General features: G+C 71.9%; 12 protein-coding genes and 1 tRNA gene. 9 read left to right on the top strand and 4 right to left on the bottom strand.

The genetic code is table 11. From position 1 onward, the window contains the following. The first annotated feature begins 39 nt into the window (after positions 1 to 39). Positions 40 to 1,182: a serine hydrolase domain-containing protein gene (locus tag QSJ33_RS09940; protein WP_285725148.1), complete on the top strand. Its 1,143-nt coding sequence runs from the start codon at positions 40 to 42 to the stop codon at positions 1,180 to 1,182. A 39-nt stretch (positions 1,183 to 1,221) separates the two neighbouring features. Further along, complete coding sequence (locus QSJ33_RS09945) at positions 1,222 to 1,986, top strand: sulfite exporter TauE/SafE family protein (protein WP_285725150.1); 765 nt, start codon at positions 1,222 to 1,224, stop codon at positions 1,984 to 1,986. Here QSJ33_RS09945 and QSJ33_RS09950 read toward each other — a convergent pair. Then, entirely contained in the window at positions 1,981 to 3,324 is a 1,344-nt protein-coding gene (locus QSJ33_RS09950) for an alginate export family protein (RefSeq protein ID WP_285725152.1), read from the bottom strand. The two genes, QSJ33_RS09945 and QSJ33_RS09950, sit on opposite strands and share 6 nt — an antisense overlap. A 92-nt stretch (positions 3,325 to 3,416) precedes the next feature. After that, the gene (locus tag QSJ33_RS09955; RefSeq protein ID WP_285725154.1) at positions 3,417 to 4,340 is read right to left on the bottom strand and encodes an aldo/keto reductase; all 924 of its coding nucleotides are present in this window, start codon (positions 4,338 to 4,340) and stop codon (positions 3,417 to 3,419) included. Between the two features lie 140 nt (positions 4,341 to 4,480). Between QSJ33_RS09955 and glmS the strand changes: the two genes are divergently transcribed. The 7 genes from glmS (at position 4,481) to QSJ33_RS09990 (ending at position 16,914) form a co-directional block, all read left to right on the top strand. Continuing rightward, the gene (gene glmS / locus QSJ33_RS09960) at positions 4,481 to 6,313 is read left to right on the top strand and encodes a glutamine--fructose-6-phosphate transaminase (isomerizing) (protein WP_285725156.1); all 1,833 of its coding nucleotides are present in this window, start codon (positions 4,481 to 4,483) and stop codon (positions 6,311 to 6,313) included. A gap of 215 nt (positions 6,314 to 6,528) precedes the next feature. Further along, on the top strand, positions 6,529 to 6,654 hold the full coding sequence (locus tag QSJ33_RS09965; RefSeq protein ID WP_285725157.1) for a hypothetical protein: 126 nt from the start codon (positions 6,529 to 6,531) through the stop codon (positions 6,652 to 6,654). Positions 6,655 to 6,718: 64 nt separating this feature from the next. Continuing rightward, a tRNA-Val gene (locus tag QSJ33_RS09970) sits at positions 6,719 to 6,793 on the top strand. A 344-nt stretch (positions 6,794 to 7,137) separates the two neighbouring features. Continuing rightward, entirely contained in the window at positions 7,138 to 10,089 is a 2,952-nt protein-coding gene (locus QSJ33_RS09975) for a PD-(D/E)XK nuclease family protein (protein ID WP_285725159.1), read from the top strand. Between the two features lies 1 nt (position 10,090). Then, positions 10,091 to 13,198 (top strand): UvrD-helicase domain-containing protein, encoded by a 3,108-nt coding sequence (locus tag QSJ33_RS09980; protein WP_285725161.1) that lies wholly within the window; start codon positions 10,091 to 10,093, stop codon positions 13,196 to 13,198. A gap of 103 nt (positions 13,199 to 13,301) precedes the next feature. After that, positions 13,302 to 16,616 (top strand): S41 family peptidase, encoded by a 3,315-nt coding sequence (locus QSJ33_RS09985; protein WP_285725163.1) that lies wholly within the window; start codon positions 13,302 to 13,304, stop codon positions 16,614 to 16,616. Between the two features lie 79 nt (positions 16,617 to 16,695). Next, complete coding sequence (locus QSJ33_RS09990) at positions 16,696 to 16,914, top strand: DUF2835 family protein (protein WP_285725165.1); 219 nt, start codon at positions 16,696 to 16,698, stop codon at positions 16,912 to 16,914. A gap of 13 nt (positions 16,915 to 16,927) precedes the next feature. On the opposite strand, the gene QSJ33_RS09995 is transcribed toward QSJ33_RS09990, so the two are convergent. Both QSJ33_RS09995 and QSJ33_RS10000 read right to left on the bottom strand, forming a co-directional pair. Next, positions 16,928 to 17,704: a hypothetical protein gene (locus QSJ33_RS09995; RefSeq protein WP_285725167.1), complete on the bottom strand. Its 777-nt coding sequence runs from the start codon at positions 17,702 to 17,704 to the stop codon at positions 16,928 to 16,930. A gap of 31 nt (positions 17,705 to 17,735) precedes the next feature. Next, positions 17,736 to 20,792 (bottom strand): BamA/TamA family outer membrane protein, encoded by a 3,057-nt coding sequence (locus tag QSJ33_RS10000; RefSeq protein WP_285725169.1) that lies wholly within the window; start codon positions 20,790 to 20,792, stop codon positions 17,736 to 17,738. Positions 20,793 to 20,794 lie beyond the last annotated feature (2 nt).

Raw genomic sequence — 20,794 nt, forward strand, 5'->3', positions numbered from 1 at the left:
GCATCTCATCCTGAAGCCCATCATCTCCTGGAGGATGAAGTGTCCCAGCCCCGCCCGACCCGTCTCTGGCTCCTCGCAGGAGCGGCTGTCCTCGCCCTGGCCTGCGGCGGCGGAGGCTCCTCCAGCGGCTCCACCGGCACCCCGGCATCCGATCCCTGGGCGCCCGTCACCGGCGCCATCCAGGCGGCCCAGTCCCAGTTCCCCAATGGCCTCTGCGTGGAGGTGGCCACACCGGCCGGGGTCGTGTACTCCCACGGCTTCGGGGGCTTCACCAACCAGGATGCGGTGCTGGTGGCCTCCGCCTCGAAATGGGTGACCAGCACCGTCATCCTCCGCCTGGTGAACGCCGGGGCCTTCCCCCACGGCCTGGACACGCAGGCGAAGGAACTGCTGGTGGACGCCGGCGGGAGCCCCTGGACCGGCAACATGGGCGACATCACCCTGCGCCAGCTGCTCAGCTTCACCTCCGGCATCAGCGGGGACGACAGCGCCTCCGAGAACGTGTTCATCACCCTCAAGGCGGCGGTGGACCAGATCTACGCCGACGACGCCGCCACGGCCTCCGTGCCCGGCAGCTATTTCTACTACGGCAGCACCCACATGCGGATCGCCGCCCGCATGGCCGAAGTGGCCACGGGCAAGACGTGGGCGCAGCTCTTCGCGGAGCAGCTGCACGATCCGATGGGCTGGTCGGCCACGAGCATCTACAGCGGCGGCGGTCCCAACCCCAATCCGGCCGGGGGCCTGAAGTGCACGGGGCTGGAGTACATGCGGTTCCTGATGATGCAGCTCCGCGGCGGCCTGGACGGCACCCGGACCTTCCTGCCCGCGGCGATGATCACGGCCCAGCGCACGGACGGCTACGGTCCCGCCACGACGCTCTCGTACAGCCCGTACTACGACCGGATCGGGAAAACCTACCACTACGCCCTGGGCAACTGGCTGGAGACCGCCGGGGGCGGCGGGCCCACCGCCTCCGACCCCGTCATCCGGTATTCCAGCACCGGCACCTTCGGGTGGGCCCCCTGGGTCACGGCGGATGGCGTCTACGGCGGGATCCTCATGACCCAGCAGTCCACCCAGGGCGACACGATCCCCTCCGAAAACCTGAAGGCCCAGCTGGATCCCCTCATCCGGGCCGCCCTGGCCCAGAATCCTCCGGTGATCCGCGCCGTGCCCTGAGCATGGACGCCCCCGCCCTGCGGCCGGTACACTGAGCTCATGTCGCTGAGCCTCCTCCTGATCGGTCTGCTTGTCGGCTTCGCGGGGGGGCTCTTCGGCAAGGGGGGCAGCGCGGTGGCCACGCCCCTGCTCCAGCTGGCGGGCGTTCCCGCCTTCTTCGCCGTGGCCTCGCCCCTGCCCGCCACCATCCCCGGCACCCTGGTGGCCAGCCTGGCCTACCTGAAGGAGGGGCTCTACGACCGCCAGGTGGTGCTCTGGAGCGTGATCGTGGGGGTTCCCGCCACGGTGGCCGGGGCCCTGGCCAGCCACTGGGTGGGGGGAACGGCCCTGCTGCTGCTCAGCAACCTCGTCATTGCCGGCCTGGGCCTGTCCTTCCTCCTGCATCCCACCACGGCCCGGATCGAGGAGGCGCCCCTCGCCCCCGGGAGGAAGCGCACGCTGAGCGCCGCGGTGGGCCTCGTCGTCGGCTTCCTGTCCGGCCTCCTGGCCAACGCCGGCGGCTTCCTGCTGGCGCCCCTCTACGCCCGGATCCTCCGCCTGCCCCTCAAGACCGCCTTCGCCTGCTCCCTGGTGGCCTCCGCCGCCCTGGCCGTGCCGGGAACCATCGTCCACGTGGCCCTGGGCCACGTGTCCTGGCACATCGTCCTCGTCTTCGGGCTGGGCTCGATCCCCCTGTCCTACCTCGGGGCCCGCACTGCCGTCCGCATGAACATCAAGGTGCTGGAGCCCATCTTCGGCGTCGTCCTGCTGGTCATCGGCGCCCTGGGCGCGGCCGACAGCCTGGGCTGGCGGATCCACCTATAGCCGCACCGCCGTCGCGTAGGTCACCTCGAAGCGAAGGTACGAGCCCGGCGCGCGGCCCGTGTAGGCATCCCCGGGGCTGAGCCGCTCGTACACCACGTGGCCCTTCCAGTGGTCATCCAGGGTCACGTCTCCGCGGAACTCCCACAGGTCGCCGCGGCGGGTGCCCGCCCCGAAAAGGGGGCCTGCAGCCGCCGGCGCTCGGAGGGCCGCCATGCGGTACCAGGTGGCGCGGAGGTCCAGATGCTTCAGAGGCGCCAGCCGGGCCTCGGCTTCCCACAGGCCCAGGTTCGTGGCGTAGGCCACGCCCCGCTCCGGCACCTGAGAGTAGATGTAGAGCTCGCTCCACTTCGGCCAGCGGGAGAAGAGGGGGTCCCAGCCCTCGATGCGCCGCGTGCGGGGATCGTCGCCCGAGAGGCCGATGTAGCCCAGCGACAGGGAGGGCCTTCCTGCGGTCTCGAAGGCCTTGCGGAGCCGGGCGTAGCCGCCCCAGGCTGCGATGGGCCGGTCGCCCTCGGAGGTTCCCGGCGCAGGGTCCTGCGAGCCCCACTGTCCGGCGGCTTCCGCCATGGCCGTCCATCCGCGGCCCAGGTCCCGGACCCCGCGGCCGCCCAGGGTCCACACCCGCCGATCCGGCTGGAACTGCGGGTTCGAGACCGGCCGGCTGTCGTGGGTTTCCGTCTTGAAGAAGCCATAGGCCTCCAGGGTGCCGCCCTCCCACTCGCGCATCGTGGCGTAGACCCCCAGGGCCCGTTCGTCCCACTCGTTCAGGCGCTGCACCTCCGCCGGAGAGGCCGCCTCGTTGAGTCGCGGCAGGTACTGGTCCTTGCCCGGGTCCGAGATGGCCAGGAACTCCACGGTGGACTTCCCCGGGGACCAGGCCAGGTCCACGGCGTTGAAGTAGGCCGAGCGGGAGCCGTCCAGCGCGCTGCCGTCGAAGAGGACGAAGCCCTCGCCCCGCATGAGGTTCTGGCGGCCCACCTTCAGGGACCAGCGGGGGGCCAGGCGCCAGTCGGCGTAGAGGGTCTCCACGAAGACCTCGCGGCCGTTCGCGGCCACATCCGGGTGGGTGATCTTCTTGTTCTCGTTGGCCACGCCCGCCACGATCCGCAGGTCCTCGGAGGCCCTCCAGTCGGCCCAGAGCCGGCTGCGGAACCGGACCTGGGTCCGCGCATCCTCCCGGGCGGCGTCGTGGTCGAGGATGTCGTTCCACCGCTCGGAGCGGATCCGCTCCTCGAAGCCCACCGTCAGGGTGCCCGGGGCGGGCGCCTGGGCCCGCAGGGCCCCGGGGGCGAGGGTCAGCAGCAGCGCGGCGGGAGCGCGCCGGATCAGGGGGTTCATGCCGTCTCCAGGGACCGTCCCGGCCGGAGACGGCCGGAGGAATCTCCCAGCCTCCCAGGATCGGCCCGTGATCTAGGACAAGCTTCGCGGACTCAGTCCCCGGGCGGATTCCACCAGACGGGCCCCTTGCCCTCGATGGCCGCGGCGGCGGCCCGGCGGGTGGCGGCCAGTTCCGCCTCCCCCTGGGGCCGGAAGGCCTCGGCCGCGGCGAAGGCGGCCTCCTGCTCGTTCTCGAAGGAGAGCCCCAGCAGGGCCACGTCCGGATCCCGGGTCAGGGTGTAGTGCAGGCAGTCGGCCACCGTCAGCCGCGGCAGGCGGGGTTCGGCCCCGTCCGCGCCGCCGGAGGACACCTTGCCCCGCGGCCGCGCGGCCAGGGGCCGGCCGTAGCCCTCGGTGTCTCCCAGCAGCTTGCCGGCGCCGAAGGTCTTGAAGCAGACCGTGCCCACGCCCAGCGCCTTCGCCCGGGGCAGGATCTCCGCCTCGTAGCGGGGATCGGCGAAGGGCCCGACGGGGAACATCACCACGTCGCAGAGGCCCGAATCCAGGGCCGCCGCCAGCACCTCGGGATGATGGCTGGAGATGCCGCGGAACCGGGCCCGTCCGCGCAGGATCTCGTCCGCCAGCTCCCCCATGCCGCCGTCCGGCGCCGCCAGCCGCTGCCAGTCCGCCAGCGCCGACACTCCGTGGAAGACGAGCAGATCCACCGCGGGCAGGCCGAGGCGCGCCAGGCTCCCGTCGAGCTGGGGCGCGACGGGACGGTCCAGGTAGTCGATCTTGTCGATGAGGAACACGCCCTCGCGGCGGCCCCGGAGGGCCTCGCCCACGATCTCCTCGGAGTAGCCGTCCTCGTAGGCGGGCGCCGTGTCCACCACGTTGAGCCCCGCCTCCAGGGCCCGGCGGAGGGTGCCCACGCAGGATTCCTTCGGCACACTCCGGTCGGCCAGGTCCCCCTGGCCCAGGCGCGTGGCCAGGAATCCGGTGCGTCCGAGGGGTCGTCGAGGCTGGAAGCGGGCCATGCGGCCCAGTCTAGCCCCCTGCCGCGGTGGAATCGCCACAGGCTGTGGCAGGCCCCTCGCCGCAGGCCGTGGCCCTTCCACCACATTGGCCCCCGGCCCGGCCCCCGCTACCTTGGAACAAACCTGGATCGGAGGTCGGCATGTGCGGCATCGTGGGATACATCGGCCAGCAGGGCGCGGCCTCCATCCTGGTGAACGGCCTCCGCAGCCTGGAATACCGCGGCTACGACAGCGCCGGCCTCGCCCTCGCCGGGGACGGGGGCCCCCTCCGGGTGGTGCGCGCCTCCGGCAAGCTCGCCAACCTGGCCGGGAAGGTGGACCTTTCCGATCCCGCGCCCCTGGGCATCGGCCACACCCGCTGGGCCACCCACGGCCGGCCCACTGAGGAGAACGCCCACCCCCACCGGAGCGGGGATGGCCGGGTGGTGGCCGTCCACAACGGCATCTTCGAGAACTTCCTCGAACTCCGGCAGGAGCTCAAGGCGGCGGGGGAGACTTTCCAGTCCGAGACGGACACGGAATGCTTCCCGGTGATGGTGGCCCACCTGATGAAGCAGGGCCGGCCCTTCCCCGCGGCCTTCCGGGAGGCCGTGGGCCGCATGCGGGGCATCTACGCCCTGGCCTGCCTCCACGCGGAGGACCCCGACCGCATCCTGGCCGCCCGCAGCGGCCCGCCCCTGGTCATCGGCCTCGGCGACGGCGAGACCTTCCTGGCCTCGGACGTGGTGCCCCTGCTGCCCCACACCCGCCGCGTCATCTTCCTGGAGGACGGCGACCTGGCGGAGCTGACGCGGGAGGGGGCGCAGATCACCGACCTCGAGGGGAACCCCGTCGAACGGGCGGTCCACACCATCCCGTACGACCCCGTGGCCGCGGAGAAGGGCGGCTACAAGCACTTCATGCAGAAGGAGATCTTCGAGCAGCCCCAGGCCCTCTCGAACACGCTGCTGAACCGCCTGCCCCTGGATGCCGAATCCATCCCCCTCGACCTGCCCTTCAGCGACGCGGACCTCCGCGGCCTCAGCCGCATCCACATCGTGGCCTGCGGCACCAGCTGGCACGCGGGGCTCGTGGGCAAGTTCCTCATCGAGCAGCTCAGCCGCGTGGCCGTGGAGGTCGACTACGCCAGCGAGTACCGGTACCGGGAGCCCGTGATCCAGCCGGGCACCCTGCTCATCGGCATCACGCAGAGCGGCGAGACCGCCGACACCCTGGCCGCCATGAAGGAGGCCGCGGCGCGGGGTGCCCGCACCCTGGCCATCTGCAACGTCATGGGCTCCACCGCCACCCGCCAGGCCGAGGCCACCCTCCTCACCCACGCCGGGCCCGAGATCGGCGTGGCCTCCACCAAGGCCTTCACCACGCAGCTGGCGGTGCTCACGCTCCTGGCCCTCAAGCTGGGCGAGGTCAGGGGCACCCTGGATCCCGATCTCAAGGCCGGGCTGCTGCAGGGACTCCGCGAGCTGCCCGCCCACCTGGAGCGCATGAACGCCCTGGAACCGCGGATCCTCCAGTGGGCCCAGCGCTGGAAGGACGCCGACGACTTCCTCTACCTGGGCCGGGGCCCCTGCTATCCCATCGCCCTGGAAGGCGCCCTGAAGCTCAAGGAGATCTCGTACATCCATGCCGAGGGCTACCCCGCGGGGGAGATGAAGCACGGGCCCATCGCCCTCATCGACAAGAACCTCCCGGTGGTGGCGCTCATGCCCCACGACGCCCACCGGGAGAAGACCCTCAGCAACCTCCAGGAGGCCGCCGCCCGGGACGGCCGCATCCTGGCCCTGGTGACCGAGGGCGATACCGGCCTGGCCGCCATCGCGGAGGACGTCCTGGAGATCCCCGCCGTCCACCCCTGGCTGGCCCCCATCCTCTACACCGTGCCCCTGCAGCTGCTGGCCTACCACATCGCGGTACTGAGGGGCTGCGACGTGGACCAGCCCAGGAACCTCGCCAAGAGCGTGACCGTCGAGTGAGGGTGATGGCCCTCCTCGCCGGGGTCCGGCGCCGCAGGCTCCCCCGGAGCCTGCTCTGCCACCCGGCGGTCGGTCCGGCTGCGACGTGGACCAGCCCAGGAACCTCGCCAAGAGCGTGACCGTCGAACAGGCCCGAAAAGTCGCAGGAAGTCCACGGCGGCCCCCCTCCCGCCGGCCCAAGCTGGTACCGGGAGATCTCCCGACCGGAGGCGCCCATGGCCGCCGCCCTCCTCCTCCATGGCCGATCCCTCGCCACGACCAGAAGCCCCGTCCTCGACTGGCTCCTGGCCCTGCTGGGCGCCGCCCTCGCCTGCCTGCTCTCGCCCGGGACCGTCGACTAGGCCCGCCCGCCCCCTCCTAGCCGCTCGACAGACGCCCCCGATCCGCTAGAATGGATCTTCGCGCTGGCGCGTAGCTCAGGGGTAGAGCACTACCTTGACACGGTAGGGGTCGGCGGTTCGAGACCGCCCGCGCCAACCAAGACCGGCCGCCGAAAGGCGGCCTTTTGATGTACCTAACTCCGGTCGATCTCGGACCGCCGAGAATGTCCGACGGGCAAGTAGGGGCCCGGCGGAGGCGCTCCAGTGGAGCGCCGGAGATGATAAGGCCCCATGCCCAGCCGGACGCATGCTGACTCAGGGCTCCGCCCTTCGCCCCTCCGGGGCCGCCTCCTCAAGTCCGCCTGTCGCGATCGTCCTCCCATGGTCGACCTCACCAACGGGTCGGGAACAGGCCAGGGAACCCTGGAAAATCCCACGGACATTTCCTGTCCAAAGGCCTGTGGCAGGATGAACGGGAACCGAGCCCGTCCTTGAGATGCCTGCATGAGCTACGACCCCTTTGATGGTGTGCTGCTGGACGACCCCCGACCGCCTGTCTCGGGTGCCGTCAGCCTCATGCTGCACCTGCGGGTGGCCCGGAGGCTGGCCAGGGCCCAGGGGCGCCCCGCAGGCCCCAGCCTGGAGGCGCTGAAGGCACGCGCCCAGGCCTGCCGGGAACTGCTGGCGCAGGGCCTTCTGCCGGCCACCTTGCGGGCGCTGCAGCATCATGGGCTGGAGCTGGGCCGTCCAAACGCCGCCCACAGCCTGGCCAGCGTGCTGGCCCACCTCGAGGCCTACCTCAAAGAGGTGGAAGGGGGCGGCTACCTGGAGCCTGACCAGGCCCTCTGGCAGGCCGTGGACCTGGAGCTGGCCGGGAAGCGGGGGCTCTGGATCGAACGGAGCGAAGTCGATGGACCGCTCGAGGCCGGGCTGCGCGACCTGGTGCCCTCGCGCCTGCGGGCCCTGGCCTGCGTGCCGGGCCTGGGGGGCGCCACGTTCAGGCTTGCAGCCCAGAAGGGCGGCGAGGCCTCCGGCCTCTTCGGCAGTGCCCAGCCCCTGGTGGCATGGTTCCTCGATGGGCTCGAAGCCCACGGCGAGGCGCTCCCCAATGAGCTCGCCCTCGCGGAGCCGGAGGGCTGGGGTTCGGCACCCTGGTCCCCCGCCCTGGAATCGCTGTTCGAGGGACCGCTGGATCTCAGGGATCACGCCGACACGTTCCAGCGGGGCCTCGTCGAAGGCCCACTCGACCTGCTGCGCCATGCCGTCGAACAGGTCTGCGCCTGGCTCGACGCCGGGATCCCCCCGGCCGACATCACCCTCATCCATCCCGAGCCGCAGGCTGTGGCCGCCTTCCTCGCGCCCCTGCTCGCGGAGGAGGGCGTGGCCCTCCATGTGCGCGGCGGCCTGCGGCCCCTCCTCGCCAGCGAGGCCTGGAGCCCGCTCTGGACCCTGCTCGTGGGCGTGCAGCGGCTGGACCCCTGCGCCGTGTCCGCCGGGCTCCGCGCCTCGAGGCGCGACGATTTGCGCCACTGGGCGGATGCGCTGGCGCTTGCCGACCAGAGTGGGGCGCCCGCGTTCGAAGGCAGCTTCATGCACCTGAGGGACCGCGTGAAGGAGTACGCCCAGGGCATCTGGCTGGAGCTGGCCGCCCTGCGGGAAACCACCCAGGCCGCCCACCGGTGGGCCGAGCGTCTGGAATCCCTGGCCACCACCCTGCGGCTGCCCATGGATCCCGACGATTTCTATGCGCCGCTGGGCCTGCTCAAGGAAGCCTGGGGGCGCGAGTCCTGGACCTTCGCCGACATGCTCCTGGCGCTGGAGGCCTTTCTGGAAGCGGCCCGCAGCAGCGAGATCCCCCGGGCCGTCGAGGGCCTTCGCCTCGTGACCCCCGGCACGGTCCTCGAGGACTGGAACGGCGCCCGCGCCACCCTGATCCTCGACCTCTCCGAGGGGGCCTGGCCCAGCCGCCCCGCCGAGAACCCCGACCTGGACAACGACCGGAAGGCCGCCCTCAACCGCGCGCTGCTCGCCTGGAGCCAGGCGGAGCCGAGGGCGGCCTTCCCTCCGGCCCTGCAGCGTTTCTGGCTGCCCCGCAGCGAACAGGGCGACCAGATCCCCCGCGCCTTCCAGCGGGACGCCTACGCCTTCAACAAGGTGCTGGCCATGACCCGCGAGCGCCTGGTGGTGCTCAGCCCCGCCCAGGATGAGCATGGCCGCCTGAAGTCCCAGGGGCCCTTCTGGACGGCGCTGGAAGGTGCGGCGCCCTGGCGTCCTGAGGCCGCGCTGCACAGCCGCCTGCGCTGGCGCTGGGAGGGCCACGACCCGTCCCCTCGCCCTCAAGCCCGGGCCGCCGCCGCCCAGGCCCGCCCGGCCAGCGAGGCGCTGCTGGCGGCGGCGCCCACCTTCGACCTGGCGCCGGGGCTCCGGGCCGCCTGGCTCAAGGGCCAGGAAAGCGCCAGCCCCACGGCGCTCGAGGGCCTCGCCAAGTGCCCCTTCCGCTCCCTCGCGGAGCGGGTGTGGGGCCTGCAGTCCTTCGATGCACGCACCCGGATGTCCATGGCCGTGGGCATCCTCGTCCACCACCTCCTGGAGGAGGCCCTGGCGCCCTTCGTGGGGGTGGAGGACTGGCCTGCCGCCTTCCAGACGGCCCTCGCGCTGGGGGCCGAGGCCGGGGCCGAGGACCTCATCCCCCACCTGCAGGCCCTCTGGCTGGCGAACCAGGATCGGTGGCTGGAGGAACTGGACCGCCACATCCCGCAGGAGCAGTGGCCCCAGGCCGTGCTCCGCCTGGAATCCCTGCTGCCGAATCTGGCCGCGGCCCTGCTGCAGGATGTCGGGGCCGAATCCCCCGAGAAGGGGGAACTCGCGCTGCTCGACCCTGCGCGTCTCCCGGTTCCGAAGGCCAAGAAGCAGGCAGCCCCCCCGCCCGAGACCTGGCGAAGGACCCTCCTGGCCCTCGAAGGCACCCTGGGTCCGGTGGCCCTGGAGCTGGGCGGAGGACGCACCCTCGCCGTGAGCGGCAACGTCGATCGCATCGAGCGCTGGACCAGCGACAGCCTCACCTTCCTGCGGGTGGTGGACTACAAGACGTCTAAGAAGTCCTACCTTGAAGCCTACGCCGAGGGCGACGCACCCTTCTCGTCCCACCTCCAGACCCCGCTCTACATGCTCCTCGCCGAGCAGGTCTTTCCGGGCGATCGGGCCACAGCGGTGCTCCTCCCCTTGCGCGATGAGGATCCGAAGCCCTTCACGAAGCATCTCGTCACCTTGGCCGGGGCCGGATCCGACGGAGCCTGGCGCGAGAAGTTGCTGGCGAACCTCGCCCGCTTCGACGCGCGGCTGGAGTCCGGGGATTTCCCACCCACGCCCGGCGAGCACTGCAGCCAGTGCCAGCTGGCGGCGCTCTGCGGGCGGCCCGTGGACGTGACCCTCGAGACCGAAGGGGAGGGGGAGTGACATGCGCACCCTCGACCTGAGCGATCCCCGCATCCTCGACCAGTCGCTGGTCGTGAGCGCCAGCGCGGGATCCGGCAAGACCTTCACCCTCACGGTGCTGGTCACCGCCCGGCTGGGTCGGGGCGACATCCGCCCCTGGGAGGTCCTGGCGACCACCTTCAGCGAGGCGTCTGCGGCGGACCTGCGCGAGCGGCTGCTCCGCCCCCTGGACCTGCTGTCCGCCCTCGATGAAGCCGCGTGGCAGCACCTGCTGCCCCACCTCGGTGCGCCGGTGGCCAAGGACCTGGAAGGCCTCCTCAAGGACCTGCCCACCATCCAGCACGTGAAGAAGTCCGCCGGCGAGGTGGCCCAGGCCGCCGCCCACTGGCAGGGCGCACCCTGGCTGGTGTCGCCCGCGAAGGCCCGCACCTTCTGGCGCCGTGTGCGGCGGGAAGCCGAGCTGCTGCAGGTCTCCACCATCCACAGCCTGGCCATGCGCGTGCTCGGCCAAGGCGAGGGCAGCAGCGACACCATCCTCGATGTGCGCCATCCCGCCCTGCTGCGGCTGCTGCGGCGGACGGTGCGGGAGTCGTTGGCCCTGTCCGCCGGCCATCCCGATGAGGTACCCGCCCGGTTGCTGCTCGCCTGGGCCGAGCAGAACTGGGAGGAACTGTCCCAGGGCTTCGACAACCACCTGGATGCCCTGGGACACCTGAAGGGGGAAGACCCCCTCCCCTGCCGCGAAGCCCTGGCCCGTGCCCTGACCGAGGCCCGGACCGCACTGGCGCCCTTCGCGGCAGATCCCGAGCTGGCCAAGCACCCCAGCGGCAAGGGGCTGCACCATTTCAAGCAGGAGAACCTCCTCCCGGTTCCAGCGGACGGCACCGACCTGCACAAGAACCTGCGCTGGGCCCAGGCCCAGAGCGGACGCGTGCCGAATCCGCCCCCTGCCTACTACTCCGACGCCTTCTGCGACGCGATGGCGACCCTCACACCCGTGGCCAGCGCGCTCGAGGCCTGGCTGCGGTGCCTGCTGGTGAACGCGCTGCAGCGCTTCGAGGCCGAGAAGCAGGCCCAGGGATTGGCCACCTTCGGCGACCTGGTCCGCCAGGCCTGGGACAGCCTCAAGGCCCACGGACGGGAGACCCCTGCGCCCAAGCTGCTCCTGGTGGACGAGTACCAGGACACCTCCAAGGTGCAGGATGCCTTCCTGGAAGCCCTCGGCGCGGAGCGCATGGTGCGCGTGGGCGATGTGAAGCAGGCCATCTACGGGTTCCGCGGCGGCGATCCCGACCTGCTGCGGGATCGGCTGGCGGCAGCGGGCGCAGGCGCCTTCCGCCTGCCCGCCAACTTCCGCTCGTCTCCGGAGGTGGTGGCCTTGGCCAACACCTATGTGGAACAGGTCTGGCCCCGACTCGATCCCACGGTCGGAGCCCTGGATGGGGCCCAGGAGCCGGTGGCCGCTCCCGGGCCTCCGGTGGGGTTGGTCCGCACGCCCGCGCCGTCGACGTCGGGCGACCTTCCGGCCCTGGCGGATTGGATCTCCGCCCTCTCCCGGGAGGCCGGCTGGACCGAGTCCCTCGGCGCTCCGGCGAAGGCCGGAAGCCGCACCCGGGCACTCCTGCTCAAGCAGCGCACCCGCCTGCCGGGCCTCCTCCAGCGCCTCAAGGCCCAGGGCGTCCAGCCCTATGTGGTGGCCAAGGAGGGTTTCTGGGACAGCCCCGGCGTACGGCTCGTCCTGGCGGCCCTGGAGGCCGTGGCCCACCCCGAGCGACCCATTCCCTGTGCGGCGCTGCTGCGCCAGGTGGTGGGGCTGACCGATGCCGAGCTGGCGGCCCTGGCCCTAGGCGGCGAAGGCCGTCCCGGCCTGCGCGGCCTGGGTCACCTGGATCCCGAGCGGCTGCCGGATGCGCACCGGGACGCCGCCCGTTTCCTCCTCGACCTGCGGCAGGCCTCCACCCAGACCATCGCAGGCCGCCTGCTGCGGCAGGGCGCGCTGCTCCGGGCCCTCGGGGCCCTGGACGTTCACGGTGCGCTGGAGCCCCTGCGGGCGCGGCGCAACCTGGCCGGACTGCTCGCCAGGTTGCAGGATCTGCCCGCCTCTCCCTCCGTGGCCTACGCCCTGCTGGATGACGAGCGGAATGGCCTGGAGCGGGGCGACCTGCCCGCCTCCGTGGAAGACGCCGACCTGCTCATCCAGACCGCCCATGGCAGCAAGGGACTGGAATACGACGACGTCATCCTGCCCCTGCTGAATGTGAATCCGCGCAGCTTCCGCAAGGGTGACCTGCGGACCTGCCCCTCGACCGGTGCGCTCCTGCTCGCCTGGAAGCTGGGGAACCACACCGGGCGCGCCTATGACGACCTCAAGCCTCTGGTCGAGTCCCGCCAGAAGCGGGACGAGCTCAACCTGCTGTACGTGGCGCTCACCCGGGCCAGGGAGCGGCTCTGCCTGCTGCTCCAGGAGCCGAAGGATCCCAAGGAGCCCAAACCGCCCAGCGAGCTCAAGACCTGGGCGACGTGGGGCCAGGTGCTGGCCAGCACCCACGCGCCCTGGAAGGCCCTGACCGCTGCGCCAGCCCCTGTCCCGTTGCCGCCCCGGGTGGCGGTGCGGCTTGATCAGCCGCCCGTCCGAGCGGCCCTGGCTGAAGCCTCCGTTCCGGTCGATGTCCATGACGACCTCCCCGGCGATACCCGCAGCAAGGCCCGCCAGGAAGGGGAGGCCATGCACGCCTTCCTCCGTGATCTGCTGGTGCGCTGGGAGGACCCGGCGGCCTTCCAGGCCTGCCTCGCCGCCGCCCCGCCCGTGGCCCACGCCCGGGACCATGCCCTGCGCTTCCTGGAGCAATTCGAGGCCAAGGGCTGGCGCCACCTCCGCCGCCGCACGGAGTTGCCCCTCGCGGGCGCGGCCAGCAGCGGCGGGCTTGGACGGGCCGATCTCGTCGTCTGGGAAGGGGGCTGCCTCCATCTCCTGGACTTCAAGCACTCCAGGGCCTTCGGGGAGGAGGAGCTCGCGACCTACCGGGACCAGCTCCACCGGTACGCCGGCGTGTTGGCGGAACGGGAGCGCCTGCCCGTGGTCTCCTGGCTTGTGCCGCTTCGCGGCGATGCCTGGTTCCGTCTGGACTAGTCACGGGAGGGTCCAGGAAACGGGCCCGGTTGGACTATGATGCGGGGGCCACCCCCCCCCGTCTCGGCTTCCGGTCCTGGAAGCCTCCCCTCAGGAGCCCGCCATGCCCCTCCGCGCGCTGCTCGTCCTGGCCCTCACCCTGGTCCTCCGGGCCGGGGAGGTGCCCCTGCTGCTCCAGAACCCGACCCTCTCCCGGACCCGCATCGCCTTCGACTACGCCGGGGAGATCTGGGACGTGCCCCGGGAGGGCGGGGAGGCCCGCCGGATCGTGGCGGGGGCCGGGCGCTGCACCCATCCCGTCTACTCGCCGGACGGCACCCACCTCGCCTACACGGGGCGCTACGACGGCAACGACGATGTCTATGTGGTGCCCGCGGAGGGCGGCGAGCCCCTGCGGCTCACCTACCACCCCGGCCCGGATGAGGTCCTCGGCTGGTCGCCGGACGGGAAGCGGGTGGTCTTCAGCTCCACCCGGACCACGGCCCGGGACCTGCCCCAACTCTTCACCGTGGCGGCCACGGGCGGGCTGCCGGAGCCCCTGCCCCTGCCCTCCGGCAACGAGGCCTGCTACTCGCCCGACGGGAGCCACCTCGCCTACTCGCCCTTCAACCAGTGGCAGCCGGCCTGGAAGCACTACCGGGGCGGCCAGACGGCGCGGCTCTGGATCGCCGACCTCGTCGACTCCAGCATCGTCCGCATCCCCCGCGAGCATTCCAACGACCGCGATCCCATGTGGGTGGGCGGCACGGTCTATTTCCTCTCGGACCGCGAGGGCCCCGTCACGCTCTACGCCTACGACACCGCGGCGAAGACGGTCCGGAAGGTCCTCGCCAACCCCGACGGGTTCGACATCGTCTCGGCCTCCGCCGGTCCCGGCGGCATCGTCTTCCACCAGTTCGGCTCCCTGCACCTCTACGACTTCGCCACCGGGAAGGCCGCCCGGGTACCGGTCACCCTCACGGCGGACCTGCCGGAGCGCCGCCCCCACTTCGAGAAGGTGGAGCCCCGGCAGATCCTCCATGCGGCCCTGTCTCCGAGCGGGAAGCGGGCCCTGTTCGAGACGCGGGGCGAGATCCTCTCCGTGCCCGCCGAGAAGGGCGATGCCCGGAACCTCACCCGCAGCCCCGGCGTCGCGGACCGGGACCCCGCCTGGTCGCCTGACGGGAAGTGGGTGGCCTGGTTCTCGGACGAGTCCGGCGAGTACGCCCTCCACCTGCGCGCGCCCGACGGCCTCGGCCCGGTGCGGAAGGTCGACCTCGGCCAGCCGCCCTCCTATTTCTACGGCCCCCGCTGGTCGCCCGACAGCCGGAAGATCGCCTACACGGACAAGCGCCTGAACCTCTGGGTCGTGGACCTGGAGCATCCCGTGCCGGTGAAGCTCGACACCGATCTGTACGACACCCCCGTCAGCGACCTGGATCCGGCGTGGTCGCCCGACAGCCAGTGGGTCGCCTACGCCAAGCAGCTGCCCAACCACCTCCACGCGGTCTTCGTCTGCGACCTGACCGACCGCAAGCCCCACCGCATCACCGACGGGATGAGCGATGCCACCTCCGCGCGCTTCGACCGCAGCGGCAAGTACCTCTACTTCCTCGCGGGCACGGACACGGGCCTGTCGGCGGGCTGGCTGGACATGACCAGCCTGGGCCATCCCGTCAGCCAGGGCGTCTACGCGGCGGTCCTGCGGAAGGGCCTGCCCTCGCCCGTGGCGCCCGAGAGCGACGAGGAGACGGCCGCGGCCCAGGACAAGGACAAGAGCCCGGAGAAGGGCGACGGGGCCAAGCCCGCCAAGGCGGATCCGGAGCCCGTGCGGATCGACTTCGACGGCCTGGACCAGCGCATCGTCAGCCTGCCGCTGCCGCTGGCCAACTACACCACCCTGGAGGCGGGGACCGCCGGCGTCCTCTTTCTCGCCTCGGTCCCCACGGCCTTCACGGACGAGGAGAGCCTCGAGCTCCAGAACGTCCCCGCCGAGGTCACCCGCTTCGACCTGAAGACCCGCAAGGCGGAGAAGCTCGCGGAGGGCGTCGACGGCGGCCGGTCCTCGTACGGGGGCATGCCCACCTTCCGCGTGTCCGCGGACGGCACGAAGCTGCTCTTCGCACGGAAGGGCAAGTGGTTCCTCGCACCCAGCGACAAGCCCGCCAAGGCCGGCGAGGGTGCCCTGCCGCTGGAGGCCGTGCGGGTCGAGGTGGATCCTGCGGCCGAGTGGCGCCAGATGTTCCGCGAGGTGTGGCGCATCGAGCGGGACTTCTTCTACGACCCCCACCACCACGGCCTCGACCTGGCCCGGGCGGAGCGGCTCTACGAGCCCTTCCTGGCGGGCATCGGCAGCCGCGAGGATCTCAACCGGCTCTTCGAGGAGATGACCGGGTGGCTGGTGGTCGGCCACACCTTCATCCGGGGCGGCGACTCGCCCCGGCAGGAACCCCTGGGCGTGGGCCTGCTGGGGGCGGACTACCGGATCACGGAGGGCCGCTACCAGTTCGCCCGGATCTACCGCGGGGAGAACTGGAACCCCCGGCTCCAGGCACCCCTGACGGTGCCTGGTGTGGATGTGAAGGAGGGCGACTTCCTGCTGGCCGTCAACGGGGAACCCCTCAGGGGCGGCGAGGACGTCTCCCGCCTCTTCCAGAACACCGCCGGCAAGCAGACGGTCCTCACCGTGGGTCCGAAGGCCGACGGTTCCGGTGCCCGCCAGGTGACCGTCGTCCCGGTGCCCTCGGAGGCCCAGCTGCGGCTCCGCTCCTGGATGGAGGCCAACCGGCGCCGGGTGGACGAACTGTCCGGCGGCCGCCTGGCCTACGTCTACATTCCCGACACCAACCTCGCCGGCTTCGCGAACTTCAACCGCTACTACTTCTCCCAGGTGGGCAAGCTCGGGGCGGTGCTCGACGAGCGCTTCAACCACGGCGGCCAGATCGCCGACTACATCATCGAGAACCTCCAGCGGACGCCGCAGATGGCGAACGCCGGCCGGGAGGGGGCGGACGTGGTCGAACCCGCGCAGGCCATCTTCGGCCCCAAGGTGATGATCATCAACCAGATGTCCGGATCCGGCGGCGATGCCCTGCCCTGGCTCTTCCGCAAGGCCGGCCTGGGTCCCCTGGTCGGCACCCGGACCTGGGGCGGCCTCGTGGGCATCAGCGGCTACCCGCAGCTGATGGACGGCGGCTCGGTCACCGCGCCCCGCTGGGGCCTCTACGGGACGAAGGGCGCGTGGGAGGTGGAGAACGTGGGCATCGGCCCCGACATCGAGGTGGACCAGGATCCGGCCCTGGTGCGCCAGGGCCATGACCCGCAGCTGGAACGCGCCGTGAAGGAGGCCCTGGCGCTGCTGGCCGCGCATCCCGCACCCACCCTGAAGCGGCCCGCCTACCCCGACTACCACCAGGCGCTGCCGAAGCCGGTGCAGTAGGACCCACCCGGCGTCCCCGTCCCCGTCCCCGTCCGTTGCGGGGGCGGGGGCGCCGGCCTACCCTCGGCTGGGAGGGGCCGTGCCGAGGTTCGATTTCCATCTCAGCATCCCGGCGGAGGACTACTTGGCGTACTACCGGGGCGCCGCCCGGCAGGTGCTCGCCCGCACGGAGGAGGGGACGCCGGTGCTGTTCCCGGCCGCGCTGCTGAAGCCCTTCGTCACCCCCGCGGGCATCCATGGGGACTTCGTCCTGACCTGCGACGAGCGGAACCGGGGCGCCCGCCTGGAACGCCGCTAGGCCCCAGGCAGGGTCATCGGCCTCCGGTCCGACCGGTCCGGAACCCGTCCGCCAGGGTGCCGAAGGTGCCGGTGGTGAGCTGGTAGCCGAGGTAGGCGAAGGTCTGGCGTTCGCCGCGCACGTTGCGACCGGCACTGAAGAGGAGGTGGTGCTTCTCGCCGAGGTTCACCTGGCCGCCGAGGTCGAACCCGCTCGAGGCCTGTCCGTCGAGGGTGGAAGCCGTGGTGTGGAACAGCTCCGCGCCGAGGGTGAGCCGCTCACCGAAGTCCCGCTGGAGCAGCCAGCCCGCATAGGTCCAGTTGCGCTGGACCTCGCCCGGATTCCGCCACCAGCCCCAGCCGCCATAGGTGGTCCAGGGACCCCAGCCCTTCTGGATCCAGACCGGGAGGTACACCTGGGTATGGCCCGCGCCCAGCCCCCTCGCGGCCTCGCCGGTGGGCAGCTCCACCAGGGGGAAGACCCCGATCTGGGGCCGGTCGTCCGTCTCGTGGAGGAGGCGGACCTTCACGCCCAGTTCCGTGTCGCCCCGCCCCGACTGGGATGGTGCGTCCCGGGGGCGGTCGTAGGCCCAGGGCACCACCACGTGGAACTGGGTGTCGGGCAGGATGCCGTAGTTGAACTCGAGGGCCGGGCCCACCCCCGAGCTGTCCCCCGGGACGCGCTGCCCGGCGCCGAAGACGTAGAACTCCAGGTGCCCCGGCTCCACGGGCTCGGGGTCGTCCGTGCGGAACGGCGGACCGGCCAGCGCGGTGAGCGTTGCGAGGAGGAGGCAGGCGGCGCGGCGCTTCATGGGACTCGATGCTAGCCCCGATCCATGGGCCTCAGAACTGGAACCCGGCGGAGATGAGCAGGCTCTTGAGCTGGGTGTCCTGTTCGTCCGCACTGCGGGGCCGGCCCATGATGCGCTTCCAGTCGGCGGCGTATTCCAGCTTGAGGGGGAAGCCCAGTTTCAGGATGAGGCCCAGGCCCAAGGATGTCCGCATGGCCGGAAACGGGGCGGCAGTGTTCTTGTCCGGATTGAGGCTGCGGTATACCTGGCCGGAATCGGCGAAGACCTCGCCCCACACGCTCTGGCCGATGAAGGGGAAGCGGTACTCGAGGCTCACCAGGGCCAGGCCCTGCCCTCCCAGGGGGATGATCTGCGGGAGCAGCGTGCCGGTCTGGCTGGTGGGGCGAAGGATCTCGCCAAGCATGTCGGGCTCCACGCCACGCACGGAGTAGGGGCCGCCCCCGAAGAACCGCTCGGAAAGGGGGAGGTCCTCCGCGGACTGGGCGGTGGGGCGGGCCAGGCCCACCCGGATGCCCGCGCTCACCACGCCGTGCTCGGCGCGGAAACCCACGGGCCAGTTCCACTGGTGCCGGACATCCAGCTTCACGAAGCTGCTGTTGGCGCTGGTGCCGAAGAGCTGGTTGGCCAGCTCCAGGCGGGCCACGAAGAAGGCGCCCTCGGTGGGGTCGTAGGGCTTGTCCCGGCGGTCCACCACCACCTGGAGGTAGGGGGCCGAGATGATGCTGCGGGGCGGGGTGCGGGCGAGGTAGAACAGGTCCTGGTCGGAAATGAGGGGATTGTTGTTGGCGTCGGTATTGGCGCCCACCTCCACGCGCTCGAATCGGTAGCCCAGGCTCACGGACTGCACCGGCCCGAGTTTCCATTCGAAGGAGGTGGTGAAGCGGCGGCGGCGGGCGAAGAAGGCCGCCTGGGCCTCCTCGATGTAGGCGCCCTCCATGCGCAGGCGGGTGCGGCTGGGCAGCCACGAATCCAGGGTGCCGGGCAGGAACCAGGGATCGGTGTAGCCCACGCTGTAGCTGTCCAGGGAGCGCTTGACGTCACCCGTGGGGAAGGCCCGGCGCAGGGCGGGGATCCGCAGGGTCTGGTCGCCGGCGCGGGCCCCGAAATCCAGGGTCCGGCCCATGCCACCCACGTTCAGGCGCTGGGTGTTCAGCCCGAAGTGGTAGCCCTGGGTCTTGTCGTAGCCGAAGGATTCGGTGAAGACCCAGGGATTCCGCTCCTGGAGCTGGAGGGCCATGTCGCCACGGCGCCAGCCCTGGTCCTTCTGGCCCGGCAGGTCGGAGACACCCAGGAAGTCCACCCGCTGGAAGGCCCCCAGGCCGGCGATGCGCACCTGGGATTCATCCAGCTTGAGGGGATCCAGCGGCGCCTCTGCCGGGGCGGCGAGCTCCCGGAGCACCGCCTCGGCGCGGGTACGGTCACTGCCCTGGACGACCACCCGGTGGAGGTGGTCCAGGGGCTGGGGAGGCACCTGGATGCGCACCAGGGACTGCGCATCGTCGTCCTCGAAGGCGATGCGCACCTGGGGGTTGGCGGAGCCCAGGGAGGACAGCCGCTGCCGGAGGTCGGAGACCACCAGGGCCAGGTCGTTCCGCACCAGGGGCAGGGGCCGGTCGAACACCAGCCGCACGCGGCCCGGGGTGGATTCCAGGGTGCCGCGGCTGCCCAGCAGGTGGAGCCGGTCGGATCCGAAGCGGCGTCCGGGTCCGTCCTTGAGGGGCACGGGATGATCCGAGAGGGCCAGGAGGAGGCTGCCCTCCAGCCGCTCGGGGGGGAAGCCGGGATCCTGCGGGAGGTCGAGCACCAGCTCGCGGAGGAACCGCTGCCGGCCCTCCCGCACCACCAGGCGCACGTCCACGGAGCCGTCCTTGTTCGCCTCCACCCGGCGCCGCACCCGCACCTCGGGGAAGCCGCGCTGGAGGTAGACGGCCGTGAGGCGGTCCTCCAGGGCCCGCATGGTCTCCCCCTTGGCCTGGGGAGCGAGGACGAAGTAGCGCCTGGGCAGCTGCAGGGCCGGCCGGAGCTGCGCCTCGGAGAGCTCGCGGTTGCCCTCGACCCGGACGTTCCGGATGAGCCGCTGCGGCCCGGGCACCACGTGGTAGGTGATGGTCACCGCCTCGGGACGCTCCGCCGTGCCCCCGGTGACGCGGCGGTCGAAGGTGACGCGCACCTCGGGGTAGCCCTGGTCGCGGAAGTAGGTGGCGATGCGGCCGCCGCCCTCCTCCAGGAGGCTCGGGGAGTACCGGTCCGCCCGCGCCAGGGGAACGAAATCCGTGAGCCGCGGGCGACCGAAGAGGGGGCCGAGGAGGCTCAGCCCCTCCGCCTTCAGCTTCACCTTCGGCCCGGGCTCCACCTCGATCAGGGCCTCGCCACCGGCCCCGTCCGCGGGCCGCACCGTCGCCAGGCCCTCGAGGTGCCCATCCTTCACGAACTTCGCCCGCAGCCGGCGCTCGGCCTCCCGGGGGAACCCCGCGGTCCAGAGGCTGCGGCCGGGCTGGATCCCCGCCACCTTCAGGAGGGTCTCGGGCTTGTAGGGGGCGGGATGCCCTCCGATCCGGGCGGACGGGATGAGGGCCGCCGGCCCGAGGGCCACGGTGAACCGCAGGGTGCGGCCGCCCTCCCCGGACTGGGCCCGGACCTCGGCCCTGGGATAGCCCCCCTCCCGCAGGCGCTGCTCGGCCAGGGCCCGGAAGGCCTCCAGCCGCAGGGGCCCCAGCCGCTGGCCCTTCTCCAGCTCGGGCAGGATGGTCTTCCGGAAGGACCTCGGGAGCGGGTTCCCCTCCCAGGTCCAGGCGGCGAGGGGAACCAGGGGGACCAGCTGGAGGCGCGCCGTGCCATCGGGGTCCAGGTGGCCGTCCACGGACTGGAACCGGTCCACGAGGCGCACGGCCTCCAGGGCCCTCCGGAAGGCGGCCGGGTCCACGGGACGGCCCGGTTCCAGGCCAAGGGCCGCCCGGGCGAAGCGCTGGTCATCTTCCGACCCGCCCTCGACCCGGATCGAGCGCAGGGACACGGACGTGGAAACGCCCTGCGCCCCGGCGTGAACCAGGGCCAGCAGGGCGCATCCGAGGGCGGCGCGGGCGCGCACCG

The organism is Geothrix rubra (genome assembly GCF_030268065.1).
Classification (GTDB): Bacteria; Acidobacteriota; Holophagae; order Holophagales; family Holophagaceae; genus Geothrix; species Geothrix rubra.

What these genes read in the sequence shown, in the direction of transcription:
- QSJ33_RS09945 (WP_285725150.1), top strand. Translation starts at nt 1,222, where the DNA reads ATGTCGCTGAGCCTCCTCCTGATCGGTCTGCTTGTCGGCTTCGCGGGG.
- QSJ33_RS09950 (WP_285725152.1), bottom strand. Translation starts at nt 3,324, where the DNA reads ATGAACCCCCTGATCCGGCGCGCTCCCGCCGCGCTGCTGCTGACCCTC.
- QSJ33_RS09955 (WP_285725154.1), bottom strand. Translation starts at nt 4,340, where the DNA reads ATGGCCCGCTTCCAGCCTCGACGACCCCTCGGACGCACCGGATTCCTG.
- glmS (WP_285725156.1), top strand. Translation starts at nt 4,481, where the DNA reads ATGTGCGGCATCGTGGGATACATCGGCCAGCAGGGCGCGGCCTCCATC.
- QSJ33_RS09965 (WP_285725157.1), top strand. Translation starts at nt 6,529, where the DNA reads ATGGCCGCCGCCCTCCTCCTCCATGGCCGATCCCTCGCCACGACCAGA.
- QSJ33_RS09975 (WP_285725159.1), top strand. Translation starts at nt 7,138, where the DNA reads ATGAGCTACGACCCCTTTGATGGTGTGCTGCTGGACGACCCCCGACCG.
- QSJ33_RS09980 (WP_285725161.1), top strand. Translation starts at nt 10,091, where the DNA reads ATGCGCACCCTCGACCTGAGCGATCCCCGCATCCTCGACCAGTCGCTG.
- QSJ33_RS09985 (WP_285725163.1), top strand. Translation starts at nt 13,302, where the DNA reads ATGCCCCTCCGCGCGCTGCTCGTCCTGGCCCTCACCCTGGTCCTCCGG.
- QSJ33_RS09995 (WP_285725167.1), bottom strand. Translation starts at nt 17,704, where the DNA reads ATGAAGCGCCGCGCCGCCTGCCTCCTCCTCGCAACGCTCACCGCGCTG.